At 71.7% G+C, this 16,390-nt stretch carries 13 protein-coding genes and 1 pseudogene; 2 read left to right on the forward strand and 12 right to left on the reverse strand.

Annotated features, from left to right (window positions below; translation table 11 throughout):
• Window positions 1-46: 46 nt before the first annotated feature.
• The 12 genes from ilvN to EDF20_RS04045 form a co-directional block, all read right to left on the reverse strand.
• Window positions 47-556 carry an acetolactate synthase small subunit gene (gene ilvN, locus EDF20_RS03985; RefSeq protein WP_123546473.1) on the reverse strand — a complete coding sequence of 170 codons (510 nt, stop codon included), beginning with the start codon at window positions 554-556 and terminating at the stop codon, window positions 47-49.
• Complete coding sequence (locus tag EDF20_RS03990; protein ID WP_123546474.1) at window positions 553-2,457, reverse strand: acetolactate synthase large subunit; 1,905 nt, start codon at window positions 2,455-2,457, stop codon at window positions 553-555. Before EDF20_RS03990 ends, ilvN begins: the two co-directional genes overlap by 4 nt.
• Window positions 2,458-2,598: 141 nt before the next feature.
• A complete protein-coding gene (gene ilvD, locus EDF20_RS03995; protein ID WP_133737759.1) occupies window positions 2,599-4,392 on the reverse strand; it encodes a dihydroxy-acid dehydratase in 1,794 nt (597 codons plus the stop codon).
• Between the two features lie 31 nt (window positions 4,393-4,423).
• Window positions 4,424-4,993, reverse strand: coding sequence for a monovalent cation/H(+) antiporter subunit G (gene mnhG, locus EDF20_RS04000; protein ID WP_123546476.1), 570 nt, complete (start codon window positions 4,991-4,993; stop codon window positions 4,424-4,426).
• Window positions 4,990-5,253, reverse strand: coding sequence for a monovalent cation/H+ antiporter complex subunit F (locus EDF20_RS04005; RefSeq protein WP_123546477.1), 264 nt, complete (start codon window positions 5,251-5,253; stop codon window positions 4,990-4,992). The genes mnhG and EDF20_RS04005 overlap by 4 nt, the downstream gene beginning before the upstream one ends.
• Window positions 5,250-5,885 (reverse strand): Na+/H+ antiporter subunit E, encoded by a 636-nt coding sequence (locus EDF20_RS04010; protein WP_123546478.1) that lies wholly within the window; start codon window positions 5,883-5,885, stop codon window positions 5,250-5,252. The genes EDF20_RS04005 and EDF20_RS04010 overlap by 4 nt, the downstream gene beginning before the upstream one ends.
• The gene (locus EDF20_RS04015) at window positions 5,882-7,477 is read right to left on the reverse strand and encodes a Na+/H+ antiporter subunit D (protein ID WP_123546479.1); all 1,596 of its coding nucleotides are present in this window, start codon (window positions 7,475-7,477) and stop codon (window positions 5,882-5,884) included. The genes EDF20_RS04010 and EDF20_RS04015 overlap by 4 nt, the downstream gene beginning before the upstream one ends.
• Complete coding sequence (locus tag EDF20_RS04020) at window positions 7,474-8,079, reverse strand: Na(+)/H(+) antiporter subunit C (protein ID WP_133737760.1); 606 nt, start codon at window positions 8,077-8,079, stop codon at window positions 7,474-7,476. The genes EDF20_RS04015 and EDF20_RS04020 overlap by 4 nt, the downstream gene beginning before the upstream one ends.
• Complete coding sequence (locus EDF20_RS04025) at window positions 8,076-11,072, reverse strand: Na+/H+ antiporter subunit A (RefSeq protein ID WP_133737761.1); 2,997 nt, start codon at window positions 11,070-11,072, stop codon at window positions 8,076-8,078. Before EDF20_RS04025 ends, EDF20_RS04020 begins: the two co-directional genes overlap by 4 nt.
• Window positions 11,073-11,214: 142 nt before the next feature.
• Window positions 11,215-12,012 (reverse strand): trehalose-phosphatase, encoded by a 798-nt coding sequence (gene otsB, locus EDF20_RS04030; protein ID WP_123546482.1) that lies wholly within the window; start codon window positions 12,010-12,012, stop codon window positions 11,215-11,217.
• Window positions 12,009-13,505, reverse strand: coding sequence for a trehalose-6-phosphate synthase (locus EDF20_RS04035; RefSeq protein WP_123546483.1), 1,497 nt, complete (start codon window positions 13,503-13,505; stop codon window positions 12,009-12,011). Before EDF20_RS04035 ends, otsB begins: the two co-directional genes overlap by 4 nt.
• Window positions 13,506-13,652: 147 nt before the next feature.
• On the reverse strand, window positions 13,653-14,423 hold the full coding sequence (locus EDF20_RS04045; RefSeq protein WP_133737762.1) for a fructosamine kinase family protein: 771 nt from the start codon (window positions 14,421-14,423) through the stop codon (window positions 13,653-13,655).
• 17 nt (window positions 14,424-14,440) lie between these two features.
• On the opposite strand from EDF20_RS04045, the gene EDF20_RS04050 reads away from it, so the two are divergent.
• Both EDF20_RS04050 and EDF20_RS16015 read left to right on the forward strand, forming a co-directional pair.
• Window positions 14,441-15,439: a magnesium transporter CorA family protein gene (locus EDF20_RS04050; protein WP_133737763.1), complete on the forward strand. Its 999-nt coding sequence runs from the start codon at window positions 14,441-14,443 to the stop codon at window positions 15,437-15,439.
• A 231-nt stretch (window positions 15,440-15,670) separates the two neighbouring features.
• Window positions 15,671-16,243: pseudogene (locus tag EDF20_RS16015) on the forward strand (sugar phosphate isomerase/epimerase); the annotation flags it as partial.
• Between the last annotated feature and the right edge of the window lie 147 nt (window positions 16,244-16,390).

The following is a 16,390-nucleotide window of genomic DNA, read 5'->3' on the forward strand; positions in this document are numbered from 1 at the left end:
GGCGGTGGGGTGGAGCAGGGAGGCGGCGGGGACGAGCCCGCGCCGGTCACTGGGCCTTGGGGACCCGGTCGGTGATCGCCTTCGAGCCGCGGCCGATGGCCAGCAGGCCGGACTGCGAGATCTCGCGGATGCCGTAGGGCTCGAGCACGCGCAGCAGCGCCGTGGTCTTGCCGGTGTCGCCGGTGACCTCGATCACGAGCGAGTCGGTCGAGACGTCGACCACGGACGCGCGGAAGAGCGTGACGGCCTCGAGCACCTGCGACCGGGTGGTGGCGTCGACCCGGACCTTGATCAGCATGTGCTCGCGCTGCACCGACTGCGAGTAGTCGAGCTCGACGATCTTGATGACGTTGATCAGCTTGTTGAGCTGCTTCGTCACCTGCTCGAGCGGCAGCTCCTCGACGTCGACGACGACGGTGATGCGGCTGAGGCCCTCGACCTCGCTCTTGCCCACTGCGAGGCTCTCGATGTTGAAGCCGCGGCGGGCGAAGAGCCCGGCGACCCGGGTCAGCAGACCGGGCTTGTCCTCGACGAGGAGGCTCAGGACGTGGCTCATGCGTGCTCTCCTGTCATGTCGCCGTCACGGGTCGTGTCGGAGGCGCTGGTGCCGGGGGCCTCGTCGTCCCACTCGGGGGCGAGGGCCCGGGCGTGCTGGATCTCGGAGTTGGAGACGCCCTGGGGCACCATCGGCCAGACCATGGCGTCGCGGCTGACGACGAAGTCGATCACGACCGGGCGGTCGTTCGTCTCGAGTGCGAGCTGGATGGCGGCGTCGATCTCGTCCTCCCGCGTGACGCGGATGCCGAGGGCTCCGTACGCGTCGGCGAGCTTGACGAAGTCGGGCACCATCCGGGTCTCGTGGCCCGTGTTCAGATCGGTGAACGAGTGGCGCCCCTCGTAGAAGAGGGTCTGCCACTGACGGACCATGCCGAGCGACGAGTTGTTGATGATCGCGACCTTGATCGGGATGTCGTTGATGACGCAGGTGGCGAGCTCCTGGTTCGTCATCTGGAAGCACCCGTCGCCGTCGATGGCCCACACGACGCGGTCCGGCTGGGCCACCTTGGCGCCCATCGCGGCCGGCACCGAGTAGCCCATCGTGCCCGCGCCTCCCGAGTTCAGCCAGGCGTGGGGACGCTCGTACTCGATGAACTGCGCGGCCCACATCTGGTGCTGGCCCACGCCGGAGGCGTAGATCGCCTCGGGACCGGACAGCTGCCCGATCCGCTGGATCACGGCCTGAGGCGAGAGGAGGCCGTCGTCGGGCTGGGTGTAGCCGAGCGGGAACTGCTCGCGCAACCCCTCGAGCTCCTGCCACCAGGCGGAGGTGTCGGCGCGGTCGGCGGCGGGGATCTCGGCGAAGGCCGCAGCGAGGTCGGGGATGACGACCTTCGCGTCGCCCACGATGGGGACGTCCGCGAGGCGGATCTTCGAGATCTCAGCCGGGTCGATGTCGACGTGGATCACCTTGGCGCCGGGGGCGAAGAGATCGGCCTTGCCGGTGACGCGGTCGTCGAAGCGGGCGCCGAGCGCGATGATGAGATCGCTCTCCTGCAGGCCGAGGACGGCCGGGACGGTGCCGTGCATGCCCGGCATGCCCAAGTGCTGGGCGTGGGTGTCGGGGAACGCGCCGCGAGCCATCAGCGTCGTGACGACGGGGGCGCCGGTCAGCTCGACCAGCGTCCTGAGCTCGGCGGACGCCCCGGCACGGATCACTCCGCCGCCGACGTAGAACACGGGCTGCTTCGCCTCGGCGATCATCTGGGCCGCCGCGGCGATCTGCTTGCCGTGCGCCTTCGTGACCGGCCGGTAGCCGGGCAGGTCGACGACGGGCGGCCAGACGAAGGGCGCCGAGTTCTGCTGGGCGTCCTTGGTGATGTCGACGAGCACGGGGCCGGGCCGGCCGGTGCTCGCGATCTGGTACGCGGCGGCGAGCGTCGCGGGGATGTCCTCGGGCTTCGTCACGAGGAACGAGTGCTTGGTGATCGGCATCGTGATGCCGACGATGTCGGCCTCCTGGAACGCGTCGGTGCCCATCAGGGTCGAGAAGACCTGTCCCGTGATGGCGAGCAGCGGCATGCTGTCCATGTAGGCGTCCGCGATGGCGGTGACGAGGTTGGTGGCCCCCGGACCGGAGGTGGCGATCGCCACGCCGACCCGTCCCGATGCCGCGGCGTAGCCCTCGGCCGCGTGGCCGGCGCCCTGTTCGTGGCGCACGAGGATGTGGCGGATGGCGGTCGACGCCATCAGCTCGTCGTAGAAGGGGATGATCGCGCCGCCGGGGAGGCCGAAGACGTCGGTGACCCCGAGGTGCTCGAGCGACTTGAGGATCGCGCCGGAGCCCGTGAGGACGACCGGCTGCGTGGTCGTCGCGGAGCTCGTGGGGCCGGCAGCGGGGGCCGGCCGGGCGCCGGGGCGCACGGGGGCGCCGGGCTGAGGTGTCGTGTCGTTGGGCATCAGTGCCGATTCCCTCTTCGTGGTGGTGGTGGAGCGGTGACGACGGTGCCGGTCGACGGCGGTGCGCTGTGCGGAGCGGCGAGCCGGACGCCCCGTCCGGATGCCGGCTCGGGCTGCGGTGCCGCGCCGATCGGGACGAGGTCAGTACGTGACTGCGCCCTCGGCCGCGGAGCGGACCTGGCGTGCGTACTTGGCGAGGACACCGCGGGTGTAGCGCGGAGGGAGGGGAGCCCAGCCTTCTCGGCGGGCCTCGAGCTCAGCGGCGTCGACGAGTAGGTCGATCGAGCGAGCGGCGATGTCGACACGGATGAGGTCGCCATCACGCACGAAGGCGATGGGACCGGAGTCCACCGCTTCGGGTGCTATGTGGCCGATGCAGAGGCCGGTTGTGCCGCCCGAGAATCGTCCGTCCGTCAAGAGTAGTACATCCTTGCCGAGCCCAGCGCCCTTGATGGCCGCCGTGATGGCGAGCATCTCGCGCATCCCCGGGCCGCCCTTAGGGCCCTCGTAGCGGATGACGACGACGTCGCCGGCCTCGATCCGCCCGGCGGTCAGGGCGTCCATCGCGCCGCGCTCGCGCTCGAAGACCTTGGCCGGGCCCTCGAAGACCGAGGCGTCGAAGCCCGCGGTCTTGACGACGGCCCCCTCGGGGGCGAACGAGCCGCTCAGCACGGTGAGCCCGCCGGTCGGGTGGATCGGGTCGTCGAGGGTGCGCAGGACCTCGCCGTCGAGCGGCTTCGGCTTGATCGCCTCGAGGTTCTCCCGCACGGTCTTGCCGGTGACGGTGAGGCAGTCGCCGTGCAGCAGGCCCGCGTCGAGCAGGGCCTTCATGACGACGGGGACGCCGCCCATGCGGTCGACGTCGTTCATCACGTACTTGCCGAAGGGCTTGAGGTCGCCGATGTGCGGGATCGTGTCGCCGATGCGGTTGAAGTCGTCGATGGTGAGGTCGACCTCGGCCTCGTAGGCGATCGCCAGCAGGTGCAGCACGACGTTGGTCGACCCGCCGAACGCCATGGCCACGGCGATGGCGTTCTCGAACGCCTCCTTCGTCAGGATGTCGCGGGTGGTGATGCCGAGGCGCAGCAGGTTCACCACGGCTTCGCCCGAGCGGTGGGCGAAGTAGTCGCGACGACGGTCGGCCGAGGGCGGCGACGCCGAGCCGGGCAGGCTCATGCCGAGCGCCTCGGCGACGCTCGCCATCGTGTTGGCGGTGTACATGCCGCCGCAGGCGCCCTCGCCGGGCACGATGGCGCACTCGATGGCCTTCAGGTCGTCGTCGCTGATGGTGCCGGCCTTGTGCGCGCCGACGGCCTCGAACGAGTCGATGATCGTGACGTTCTTCTCGGTGCCGTCGCTGAGCTTGACCCAGCCGGGGGCGACGCTGCCCGCGTAGAGGAACACGCTGGCGAGGTCGAGGCGCGCGGCGGCCATGAGCATGCCGGGCAGCGACTTGTCGCAGCCGGCGAGCAGCACCGAGCCGTCGAGGCGCTCGGCGTTCATGACGACCTCGACGCTGTCGGCGATGACCTCGCGCGAGACGAGGGAGAAGTGCATGCCCTCGTGGCCCATCGAGATGCCGTCGGAGACGGAGACGGTGCCGAACTGCAGCGGGTAGCCGCCGCCGCCGTGCACTCCCTCTTTCGCGCCCTGGGCGAGCCGGTCGAGCGACAGGTTGCAGGGGGTGATCTCGTTCCAGCTGCTGGCGATGCCGATCTGCGGCTTCTCCCAGTCCTCGTCGCCCATGCCGACGGCGCGGAGCATGCCGCGCGAGGTGGTGGCCTCGACCCCGTCGGTGACGACGCGGCTGCGGGGCTTGATGTCGATGGGCGCTGCGTCGACGGGCGCTGCGTCGACGGGCGCTGCGTCGATGGGTGCTGCGTCGATGGGGCCTCGGGCTTCTGCGTCCGACGGCTGGCTGTCATTCACGGGCATGGGTCGAGTTTAGGGCCAGCTGGCGTGCCCCTCAGCCGAGGCCGGGATCGGGGGCGTGGTGGTGCCCGCCCTTGACGTGCAGCGGGGCGTCGTGCTCGCGCTCCCGGGCCTCGTCGTCGTGGGCGTCGTCGTCGCCCTCGGAGTCGTCGAGCCCGTCGGCCCGGTCGAGCTCGACGGCCAACGCGTCGGCCGACCCCACCGGCAGGGTCGACGGGTCGACGTCGGAGAGCGACTGGCCGTCGGCCACGAGTTCCTCCCCTGCCCGGGCGACCGCCTCGTCGAGCTCGTCGACGACGAGCATGTCGCGGCGGAGGTCGCCGTTGCGGTAGCCGGCCCGGCCGATCATGTGCGCCGAGATCGGCGCCGTGAGCATCTGGAAGACCAGGACGACCACCAGGGAGGCGATGGTCCCGAGGTTGTGCTGGTCGAGGGCGATCGCCGACAGCATCAGGATCAGCCCGAAGATCTGCGGCTTCGTGGCGGCGTGCATGCGGGTGAGGGCGTCGGGGAACCGCAGGAGGCCGACGCCGGCGGCGGCGGACAGCGCCGCACCGGCGACCAGCAGGACGGCGCTCGAGATCGTGTAGAACTGGTCGCTCATGACGGGTCCTGCCTCGACACGTAGCGCGCCACCGTGATCGAGCCGAAGACGGCCGTCAGGGCGAGCACGATGATGACCGGCAGGGTGCGGGTGTGGTTCCCGAGCACCATGTCGGCGGCGAGCACGCAGATGAGGGTCGTGAGCAGCATGTCGCTCGCGATCATGCGGTCGAGGATGGACGGCCCCCGCACGATGCGGAGCACCGACGCGAGCGCGGCGAACGCGAAGAGCACGCCGACGACCCAGGAGACGATCGTCACGAGGCGACCCCCTTGTTCTTCTCGTTCACGGGCAGCTCGGCGCCGGACCGGTCGGTCGGGGCGTCCTCGGTGGCGGGCATCCCGTCGGCGATGCGGCGGAGGTCGTCGGCGCTGCCGAGCGCACGAGCGATGCGCTTCTCGAAGCCGAGCACCCTCTTCCGCACCTCCTCCACTCCGTCCGCGTCCTCGACCGCGAGGGCGTGCATGTAGAGGATCGACCGCTCACGGTCGGCCTCGACGACGAGCGAACCGGGCACCAGCGACACGGCCTCGGCGACGAGCGTCATGATGAAGTCCGACCGGGTGTGCAGCTGGACGGCGACGATCGCGTTGCTCGTCACGCCTCGGGGCCGGACGGCCGTCCAGGCAACCTCGACCGACGCGACGACGAGGTCGAAGACGAAGCGGCCGAGGAACACGAGAGCCCAGCCGAGGTTGAACCGCCCGCTCAGCTCGACCGGCGGCAGGAAGAAGACCCGCGTGACGAGCAAGGCCACGAGGACACCCGTGACGAACGAGAGCACGGTCAGCTGGTTCCAGAGGAACATCCAGAGGACGACGAGGCCGACGAGGAGGGGCAGCTGACGGAGCAGGCTGCGTCCGACCTCGTGGGCCGAGGGCCGGGCGGTCACGGTGCGCTCCCCTCGTTGTCGGCGGTGTCGCCCTCACCCGAGGGGAAGACGAGCTGCACGTACGAGTTCGAGCCGTAGACCTTGCCCGCCGCGCGCTCGGCGACACCGTAGAGCGGGCCCGCGAAGACCGTCAGCACGAGCGAGACGCCGACCATGCCGACGGTCGCACCGATCATGGTGCGCGGGTTGGCGCGCTTCGCCTGGACGGCGGTGCGGCCGGGCGCCTCCTCGAGACGCTCGGTGAGGGGCGACTCGTGGTCCTCGACGTCGCTGCCGGGACGCCAGAAGGCCAGGTTCCAGGCCCGCATCAGGGCGTAGAGCGTGAGCAGCGACGTGACCGCACCGGCACCGATCAGCACGTAGACGAGCGGGTCGTCGAGGCGCGCGCCGGCGTCGAAGAGCGCCACCTTGCCGATGAAGCCGGAGAACGGGGGGATGCCGCCGAGGTTGAGGGCCGGGATGAAGAAGAGGACCGCCACCACGGGCGCCGCCTTGAGCAGCCCGCCGAGCCGGAGCACCGAGGCCGTCCCGCCTCGCCGCTCGATCAGCCCCGCCGCCAGGAAGAGCGTGGTCTGCACCGTGATGTGGTGCACCACGTAGTAGATCGTCGCGGCGAGGCCCTCGACGGTGCCGAGCGCGATCCCGAAGATCATGTAGCCGATGTGGCTGACCAGGGTGAACGACAGGAGGCGCTTGATGTCCGCCTGCGCCACCGCGCCCAGGATCCCGATCACCATCGTCAGCAACGAGATGATCAGCAGGTAGACGTTGACGTTGCTCTCGACGAAGAGCACCGTCTCGGTCCGGATGATGGCGTACACGCCGACCTTCGTCAGCAGGCCCGCGAACACCGCCGTGACCGGGGCCGGCGCGGTCGGGTACGAGTCGGGCAGCCAGAACGACAGCGGGAAGATCGCCGCCTTGATGCCGAAGGCCGTCAGCAGCATCACGTGGATGATCGTCTGGACGTCCGGCGGGATGGTGTCCATCTTCTGCGCGATGTCCGCGATGTTGACCGTGCCGAGGGCGCCGTAGATCATCGCGATCGACGCCAGGAAAAGCACGCTCGACAGCAGGCTCACCACGATGTAGGTGACGCCTGCCCGGATGCGCTGCTCGGTGCCGCCGAGGGTGATCAGCACGTAGCTCGCGATGAGCAGCATCTCGAAACCGACGTAGAGGTTGAAGAGGTCACCCGCCGCGAACGCGTCGAAGACGCCGGCGGCGAGGATGAGGTACGTGGGGTTGTAGATCGAGACGGGGGCGTCGCCGTCGCCGTCCGCCGAGCCCTGCCCGACGGAGAACACGAAGACCGCCAGCAGCACGATCGACGAGATCGTGAGCATCAGCGCCGCGAGGCGGTCGACCACGAGGAGGATGCCGAAGGGCGCCTCCCACCCGCCCACCTGGACCGCGATCGCGCCGTCACGGTCGACGACGACGAGGAGGACGGCGCTGATGGCCACGACGACCGCCAGCGCGGCGATCGTGAGGACGGCCTGGAGCCGGGGCCGCCGGGTCGCGACCAGCGCGGCGCCCGCACCGATGAGAGGCACGAGCACGACCAGCGGGACGAGGAAGTCGAGGTTCACGGTCGGCCTCCTCTCGGGTCGTCACGGTAGGTGCCGCGGTCGCGGTCTCGTTCGGGGTGGGCCGGGTCGTGGTCGGGAGCGTGCTCCGGGTCGGCCACCGGGATGGTCTCGCTCGGGGCGTGGTCCCAGGGGTCGTCGTCGTCGAAGGACGACTTCGGCACGGCGGCCTCGGCGTCCGTGCCGAACTCCGTGTCGCCGTCGCTCTCGTCGTCGCCGTCGCCCTGCGTCTCGTCCTCGGCGGGCACCCCGCGGATGCCGATCTCCAGGTCTTCGAGGTCGTCGGCCACGTCGTCCTCCTGCGCGAGCCGCCAGGAGCGGTAGATGAGGGCCAGCAGGAAGGCCGAGACGCCGAAGGTGATGACGATGGCCGTGAGGATGAGCGCCTGCGGCAGCGGGTCGGCGAAGCTGGACTCGCGCACCTGGCCGTCGGCGATCGGCGCCTCGCCGCTGCGGCCGGACATCGTGAGGATGAGGATGTTCGTCGCGTTGCCCACGAGCAGGAAGCCGAGCAGCACACGGGTCATGCTGCGCTCGAGCATGAGGTAGATGCCGCACGCGTAGAGCGCCGCCATCACGACGATCAGGATCAGCGACGCGCTCATGCGGGGCCCTCCGCCTTGGTGGTGGCCGTGACCGACGCGTCGCCGCGGTCGTCCTCTTCCTCTTGCCGGTCGACCTCGGCCCCCAGGCTGCGGAGCACGTCGAGCACGAGGCCCACCACGACGAGGTAGACGCCGATGTCGAAGAACGTCGACGTGACGAACTCGACGTGGCCGAGCAGCGGCACCTCGCCCTCGAACCAGGTCGAGGTCAGGGCGTCGACGCCGAAGAAGAGGGGCACGACGGCGGTGGTGACGATGATCAGCAGACCGCTGCCCAGCACCTTGCCGGCGTCGAGGGGCGCCGCGGCGCCGAGCTCGAAGCGCCCGCCCGCGAGGTAGCGCGCCACGAAGGCCATGCCCGCGACCAGGCCGCCGGCGAAGCCGCCGCCCGGCAGGTTGTGACCGGCGAAGAGCAGGTAGATCGAGACGACGACGATGGCGTGGAAGAGCAGCCGGACGACGACCTCGAGCAGGATCGAGCGGTTCTGCGGCGCCAGCTTGCGGCCGGCGAGCAGCCAAGCGCGCCGGTCGCCCTCGACCTCGGAGCCGACCGCCGTGCTCGACGAGGCGTCGGCGCGGTCGGCCTGGCTGCCGCCGGCCTCGGCGCCGGGGACGACGGGCGCGGGCTCGAGGGCCGGGCGCACCCGGGCGAGGAAGCGCTGGGCTCGGGTGCGGCGCGCGGGTCGCGGCAGCATGTCGGTGCGCGAGGTGAGGAACACGAGGCTCGCGACGCCGGTCGCGGCCGCGATCAGCACGCTGATCTCGCCCATCGTGTCCCAGCCGCGGATGTCGACCAGGGTGACGTTGACGACGTTCTTGCCGTGGCCGCCGACGACGGCGAGCTCGGGGAACGCGCTCGAGATCGTGCCGCCGCTGCGGGCGCCGAGGGCGACGACGGCGATGGTCGCCATGACGCAGCCGACCGCGACGCCGATGACGGCGCGCAGCGCCCGGTGCGAGCGGCCGTTGCGGTCGCCGAGGCGCGCCGGCAGTCGCCGCAGCACGAGCACGAAGGCGATGAGCGTGATCGTCTCGATCAAGGCCTGGGTGAGCGCGAGGTCGGGGGCGCCGTGCAGGGCGAACAGCGCAGCCATGCCGTAGCCGGTCACACCGACGAGCACGACGGCCTGGAAGCGCTTGTTCGACCGCGCCGCGGCCACGGCGCCGACGATCATGAGTCCGCCCACGGCCAGCTGCGCCGGGTAGTCCCAGATGACGGCCGCGTCGGGCCAGCTGCGGTTCGACGACAGGGTGACGATGCTCGACACGACGAACACGACGAGGATCGTGCCGAGGTAGAACGGCAGCGAGCCCCGCTGGGTCGCCGCCGTCGTGCGCGACGCCGTCTTGTCGATGCCGGTCATGATCCGGACGTAGCCGTCGGAGGCGCGGGGCAGGAACGAGACCGCCTTCTGCACCGAGGAGACCCGCTCGCGCTGCCAGAACATCACGGCGCCGAGCACGAGCGAGAGGACGGTGAGGCCGAGGGCGGGCTCGAAGCCGTGCCAGAGGGCGAGGTGGTACGGGCCGTGCTCGCCCTCGACGTGCGGCAGCGTGTCCGCGTAGCGCGCCACGACGCGGTCGACCGGGGCCGCGACGAAGCCCAGCGCGAGGCTGAGCGCGGCGAGCACGGCCGGCGCGGCGAGGAAGTCGATGTGCTCGCGGACGAAATCGACCGGGGCGACGTCGCGCTTGCGGGCGAACGCCCCCCAGAGGAACCGCAGGCTGTAGGCCGTGGTGAGGACGGAGCCCACGACGACGCCGACGAGCGCGATCACGCCCCAGGCGCTGCCGTGCTCGGCGTCGGCGAGCAGGGCGGAGAGCACCGCCTCCTTCGCGACGAAGCCGAACGTCGGGGGCACGCCCGCCATCGACGCGAGCGCGATGACGGTGATGACGACGAGGACGGGAGCCTGCCGGCCCAGGCCGCTCAGCTTGCGGAGGTCACGCGTGCCGGTGCGGTGGTCGACGATGCCGACGACGAGGAACAGCGTCGCCTTGAACAGGGCGTGCGCGACGAGCAGCGCGAGCGCCGCGAGCCCCGCGTCCCGGGTGCCGTAGCCCGCGATGATCGTGAGGAAGCCGAGCTGGCTGACCGTGCCGTAGGCGAGGACGAGCTTCAGGTCGTGCTGGCGGAGGGCACGGTAGCCGCCGAGCAGCATCGTCACGACGCCCACGGTGACGACGACCTCCTGCCAGCCGGGCGAGTCGTGGTAGCCCGGCGCGAAGCGGGCGACGAGGTAGATGCCCGCCTTGACCATGGCCGCGGCGTGCAGGTACGCGCTCACCGGGGTGGGGGCGGCCATGGCCGCGGGCAGCCAGAAGTGGAACGGCACGAGGGCCGACTTCGACAGCGCGCCGACGAGCACGAGGATCACCGCGACGGTGACGGCCGTGCCGCTCGGCGGCGACGCGACGAGGGCCTCGATCGAGGAGGTGCCCCCCTGCACGCTGAGGACCACGAGCCCGACCAGCATGGCCAGCCCGCCCGCCGTGGTGACGATGAGCGCCTGGAGCGCGGCCCCGCGGCTCGCCTGCTTGTTCGTGTAGTGGCCGATCAGCAGGTACGAGAAGACGCTCGTCGCCTCCCAGAAGACGAACAGCACGAAGACGTCGTCGCTGGTGACGAGGCCGTACATCGCCCCGGCGAAGGCGACGAGCACGGCGGCGAAGCGCGCGAGGCTCTTCTCCCCCGGCTTGAAGTAGCGGGAGCAGTACACGAGCACGAGACCGCCCACGCCGGTGACGACCAGGGCGAGCACCCACGACAGCACGTCGAGGCGAAGTGTCAGCGTGATGCCGAGCTGCGGGATCCACGGGACCGACTCGACGACCTGCCCCTGCGAGAGGACCTGGGGGCCCTGGAGCGCGGTCATCACCATGGCGGCGAACGGGACGGCCGAGGCCCACAGGAACAGCGACGGCCCGAGCCGGCGACCCAGTGCGGCGACGACGATCGAGGCGGCCGCGAAAGCCGCGAGAGCAGCGATCATCTTGGTGCACCTCCGTCGGCTGGCGAGTTCGTCGGTCGTTCGGGCTGATCGGCGACGAGGAGTCGGGCGGAGAGATCAGCTTACCTTGCGGTCACCTGGGAGGACTGCCCGAGGCCGGCTCACCCGGGGGACGCATGCGCGATCAGGCATGCCCCAGGTGCTCGCGGAGGTCGGCGAGCTCGCCCAGCAGCCGTCCGATCGCCGCCGGGTCGGCGACGCGGTGGCTCGCGGCGGTCTCGCCCGGCCCCACCCGGATGCCGAGGTCGCCGTCGCCGAGCGACCGCAGGGCGTCCTCGTCGGTGACGTCGTCGCCGGCGAAGAGGACGCCGGTGGCGCCCACCGCCTCGCGCAGCCGCGCCACCCCGTCGTCCTTGCCCGTCGGGCGGACGGCGTACTCGCGCACGTTCTTGCCCTCGCGGCCGTGCACGCCGGGCTCGTCGGCGAGGCGCTGCCGGACGGCCTCGCGCACCTCCGTCGTCGTCGCCTCGTCGGCGAGACGCGTGTGCAGGGCGAGGCCCGCCGGCTTCTCCTCGACGAAGACGCCCTCGCGACCGTCGGCCGCCGTGTGCAGCGCCTCGGAGATGACGGCGCGACGGGCGAGCTCGTCCTCGGTCAGGGAGGTCACCTCTCCCCCGATCCGCACCTCGATCCCGTGCGACCCGACGAGCAGGACCTGCTCGGGCATCTCGCTGATGCGGTCGAGCGACGCGAGGTCGCGGCCGGAGACGAGGGCGACGGAGGTGCCCTCCATCTCGAGCAGGCGACGGATCGCCTCCTTCGACTCGGGCAGCGGGCGGGCCGCCATCGGCTGGTCGACCTCGGGCGCGAGGGTGCCGTCGAAGTCGAGGGCGACGAGGAGGCGCGGGGTCGTCGCGAGACGGCCGAGCGCGTCCGAGAGGGCTCGCGACTCGTCGTCCGTGGTCAGGGGGGTCGTGGTCACGAGGCGTCCTCCTCGGCGGGTGCCGTGATCTGCTGGCCGGGGCGCACGTTCTCGAGCGCCTGCAGGAACGACGCGGACCAGCTGGCCACGTCGTGCTCGAGCACGCGCCGACGGAGGGCGCGCATCCGCGTCGTCCGGTCGCGCTTCGGCATCTCGATCGCCCGCATGATGGTGTTCTTCAAGCCGCCGATGTCGTGCGGGTTGATCAGCAGCGCGGTCTTGAGCTCGTCGGCGGCGCCGGCGAACTCGCTGAGCACGAGCACGCCGTCGTTGTCGCGGCGCACCGCCACGTACTCCTTCGCGACGAGGTTCATCCCGTCGCGGAGGGCGGTGACGAGCATGATGTCGGCGGCGAGGTAGAGCGCCACCATCTCCTCACGCGGGTAGCCGTGGTGGTGGTAGCTGATGGCCGTGTGGCTCATCGTCGCGTAGTCGCCGTTGATGCGGCCGACGGTCAGCTCGATCTCGTCGCGGAGGGTCTTGTACGTCTCGACCCGCTCGCGGCTGGGGCTCGCGACCTGCACGAGCGTCGCGTCCTCGACGCTCAGGCGGCCGTCGGCGAGCAGCTCGCCGAACGCCTTCATCCGGTGGCGGATGCCCTTGGTGTAGTCGAGCCGGTCGACGCCGAGCATGACCGTCTTCGGGTTGCCGAGGCCGGCGCGGATCTCGGCCGCCCGGGCCTGGATGTCGGGTCGCGCGGCGAGTTCTTCGTAGCTGGCGGCGTCGATCGAGATCGGGAAGTGCTTGGCCAGCACCCGGCGCACCTTCGTGCCGCGGCGGGACACGTGCGAGGACCCCGTGACCACGTCGTCGTCGACCGGCACCTCGACGTAGGGGCGGGTCGTCCCGTAGCCGAGCAGGTGGCGCACCGCGCGGGAGAAGTTCGAGGCGTCGTCGCCGCGCTGGAACCCGATGACGTCGGCGCCGAGCAGCCCCTCGAGGATCTGGCGGCGCCAGGGCAGCTGCGAGAAGATGCCGAGCGGCGGGAACGGGATGTGGTTGAAGAAGCCGATCGTCACGTCGGGACGCGCCTCGCGCAGCATCTTCGGGACGAGCTGCAGCTGGTAGTCCTGCACCCAGATCGTGCCGCCCTCCTCGGTGATCTCGGCGGCGCGGTCGGCGAACCGCTGGTTCACCTGCACGTACGCCTCCCACCAGAGCCGGTGGTACGTAGGGGCGGCGATGACGTCGTGGTAGAGCGGCCAGAGCGTGTCGTTGCTGAAGCCCTCGTAGTAGCGCTGCACCTCCTCGGCGCTCAGGGGCACGGGCACGATGTGGATGCCCTCGTCGACGAACGGCTCGAACTCGAGCTCGGGCTGGCCGGCCCAGCCGACCCAGGCCCCGTCGTTCGCCTTCATGACGGGCTCGAGGGCGGTCACGAGGCCCCCCGGCGAGTGCTGCCAGGACGCGGAGCCGTCCTCGGCGACGACGCGGTCGACGGGGAGGCGGTTGGAGACGACGACGAAGCCGTAGCGCTCTGCGGTGTCAGACATGGGGGTGATCAGCTCCGTTCGACCCCCGGGAGACGGGGGACGGCCAGATTATCAGCGCGCCCGTCCGGGCCCCCGGCGAGGCCTGTCCCCCGGGCGCCCCTCCCCCGGGCGCCCTGCTCCCGGGCGTCCCTCCCCCGCGCGGCCGGCTCAGACGAGCCGGAGCACCTGTCCGGCCGCCTCGGCGAGCGCCCGGCCGTAGCTGCGGCCGTGGCCCGCCGCGTGCACCGCGAGCGGGTGCAGCTGGTGGAGCGGCACGCGGTCGCGCCAGCCGTCCCGGAGGGGCGAGGCGTCCTGGTAGCCGGCCAGCGCCTCCTCGAGGAAGGGGAGGCCGAACAGCTGCAGCATCGCCAGGTCGGTCTCGGGATGGCCGCCGTGAGCGGCCGGGTCGATCAGGACGACGCCGTCCGCGTCGACCAGGACGTTGCCGCTCCAGAGGTCGCCGTGCAGGCGGGCCGGCGCCTGGTCGTCGTCGAGCGCTCCCGCGGCGACGAGGTCGCAGGCGCTCTCGACGAGGTCGAGCTCGTCGCGCGTCAGCGACCCGGCCTCGACGGCCGTCCGGGCGAACGGCAGCACGCGCTGGGCGGCGTAGAACGCGCCCCAGCTGTCGCGGGGCGTGCACTCCTGCTGCCGTCGGCCGATGAAGACGGGGCCGTGCCAGCCGGCAGGAGGCGCCCCGAAGGCGTCCGCGCCGGCCGCGTGGGTGGCGGCGAGCGCCGCGCCGAACCGCCGTGCCGCCTCCGGCGTCGGGCAGGTCTCGTGCACGGCCCCGAGCGCGATGCGGCCCGGCGAGACCGACTCGACGGACACGATCCTCGAGCCCCCGCCGGGTGTGGCCTCGGCGAGCCACGCGAGGCCGGCCGCCTCGGCCTCGAAGAAGTCGTCGGGGGCGTCGGCGCGCTGCTTCACGTGCGAGGTCACGTGGATAGCATGCCCCCATGACCGAGGCCCCGACCACGACCCGCACCCCGACGCAGACCCGGGCGTACCGGAGCGGGCGGCTCGTGGCGCAGGGGTTCCCCCTCGCCGACGTCAGCGACCACCTCGAGACCGAGGGCTGCACGGTGTGGGTCGACCTCACCGACCCGACCGCGGCGGACTTCGACGACCTCGAGGACGAGCTGGGGCTGCACGAGCTCGCCGTCGAGGACGCCCTGCAGGACGGCCAGCGGCCGAAGGTCGACCGCTACGAGAACCACCTCTTCACGGCGCTCTACGATGTCTCGTTCGACGCGGCGTCGGGCGAGCTGACGACGAGCGAGGTCAAGGCGTTCCTGACCGCCAAGGCGCTCGTGACCATCCACCACGCCGACTTCGACGTCTCCCGGCTCGAGAAGGCGTTCGACCAGAGCCCCGACCTCGCGGCTCACGGCGTCTCCTTCTTGCTGTGGGGCGTCCTCGACGTCGTCGTCGACCGCCACTTCGAGGCCGTCGACGCGCTGGACGACGAGATCGAGGGCATCGCCGACGACCTGTTCGACCCGGCGCCGCGCACCCTCGACGTGCAGAAGCGCTCGTTCGCGCTGCGCAAGAGCCTGGTGCGGCTGCGGCGCGTCGCCTCTCCGATGCGCGAGGTGCTCAACACGCTGCTGCGCCGCGACCTGCACGACCTCGACCCGGTGATGCAGCCCTACTACCAGGACGTCTACGACCACGTGGTCCGGGTCGCCGAGCAGAACGACTCGCTCCGCGACCTCGTCTCGACCATCCTCGACACCAACCTCAACCTGCAGTCGAACCGGATGAACGGGATCATGAAGAAGGTGACGAGCTGGGCGGCGATCATCGCGGTGCCCACCGCCATCACCGGCTTCTACGGCCAGAACGTGCCCTACCCCGGCTTCAGCACGGTCGGGGGCTTCGTCACCTCGTGCGTGCTCATCGTCGGCGTGGGCGGCGTGCTCTGGTGGCAGTTCCGCAAGCGCGACTGGCTGTAGCCGGCGGCTGGCCCGGACCCTTGAGCCGACCCAGGAGGCGGTCGCCCGGCCCCGGGGACGTTCCCCGGCCGTTCGCCCGACGTTCACCCCTGCTCGGCTCCCCCGCCGCGGGCCCGGTCGTAGCCTGGCCGCGTGATCACGGTCGGAACGAGCACGTCCTGCGTCTCCCCGCTCCCCGTCGACGAGGCGTTCCGCCTCGCGAGGACCACCGGCTTCGACGGGGTGGAGGTGATGGTGACCGCCGACCGGGCGAGCCGGGACGCCCGGCTGTTGCGCGCCTCCTCGGCCCGTTGGGGGCTGCCCGTGCTCTCGGTGCACGCACCGGTGCTGCCGCTCGCGCACTTCGCGCTCGGCCGCGACCAGGGCGAGAAGCTGCGGCGCTCGGCCGAGCTGGCCGCCGACCTCGGTGCGGCCACCGTGGTCGTCCACCCGCCGTTCCGCTGGCAACGTCGGCACGCCGCGCGGTTCCTCGACCTGGTCCGGGAGCTGGCTGCCGCGACGGGCGTCGAGCTCGCGGTCGAGAACATGTTCCCGTGGCGGCTGGGGCCCGTCGTCGCCGACGTCTACTCCCCCGGGCACGACCCCTCGGCCCTCGCCGTCGACGCGGCCGTGCTCGACTTCTCGCACGCCGCCGTCGCCGGGCGGGACGCGCTCGACCTCGCGCTGGCCCTCGGCCCGCGCCTCCGTCACGTGCACCTCTGCGACGGGGTCGTCTCGACGCGGCCGGGCGGCCTCGTCGACCAGCACCTGGTGCCGGGCACGGGCGACCAGCCGGTCGCCGAGGTGCTCGGGCACCTGGCACGGTCGGGCTGGTCCGGGTCGGTCGTCGCCGAGGTGCACGCCCGCGGCCGGGCGACGGACGAGGCGGCGCTCACGGACATGCTGCGGCGCACGCTGAGGCACGCACGAGCAGCTCTGGCCGCCGGCACCGCGTCCTCGGGCGCCGCGTCC

It is taken from the genome of Frigoribacterium sp. PhB116, from assembly GCF_004364285.1.
Classification (GTDB): domain Bacteria; phylum Actinomycetota; class Actinomycetes; order Actinomycetales; family Microbacteriaceae; genus Frigoribacterium.

What these genes read in the sequence shown, in the direction of transcription:
- EDF20_RS04025 (WP_133737761.1), bottom strand. Translation starts at nt 11,072, where the DNA reads ATGATCGCTGCTCTCGCGGCTTTCGCGGCCGCCTCGATCGTCGTCGCC.
- EDF20_RS04035 (WP_123546483.1), bottom strand. Translation starts at nt 13,505, where the DNA reads ATGTCTGACACCGCAGAGCGCTACGGCTTCGTCGTCGTCTCCAACCGC.
- EDF20_RS03990 (WP_123546474.1), bottom strand. Translation starts at nt 2,457, where the DNA reads ATGCCCAACGACACGACACCTCAGCCCGGCGCCCCCGTGCGCCCCGGC.
- EDF20_RS04050 (WP_133737763.1), top strand. Translation starts at nt 14,441, where the DNA reads ATGACCGAGGCCCCGACCACGACCCGCACCCCGACGCAGACCCGGGCG.
- ilvD (WP_133737759.1), bottom strand. Translation starts at nt 4,392, where the DNA reads ATGCCCGTGAATGACAGCCAGCCGTCGGACGCAGAAGCCCGAGGCCCC.
- EDF20_RS04020 (WP_133737760.1), bottom strand. Translation starts at nt 8,079, where the DNA reads ATGAGCGCGTCGCTGATCCTGATCGTCGTGATGGCGGCGCTCTACGCG.
- mnhG (WP_123546476.1), bottom strand. Translation starts at nt 4,993, where the DNA reads ATGAGCGACCAGTTCTACACGATCTCGAGCGCCGTCCTGCTGGTCGCC.
- ilvN (WP_123546473.1), bottom strand. Translation starts at nt 556, where the DNA reads ATGAGCCACGTCCTGAGCCTCCTCGTCGAGGACAAGCCCGGTCTGCTG.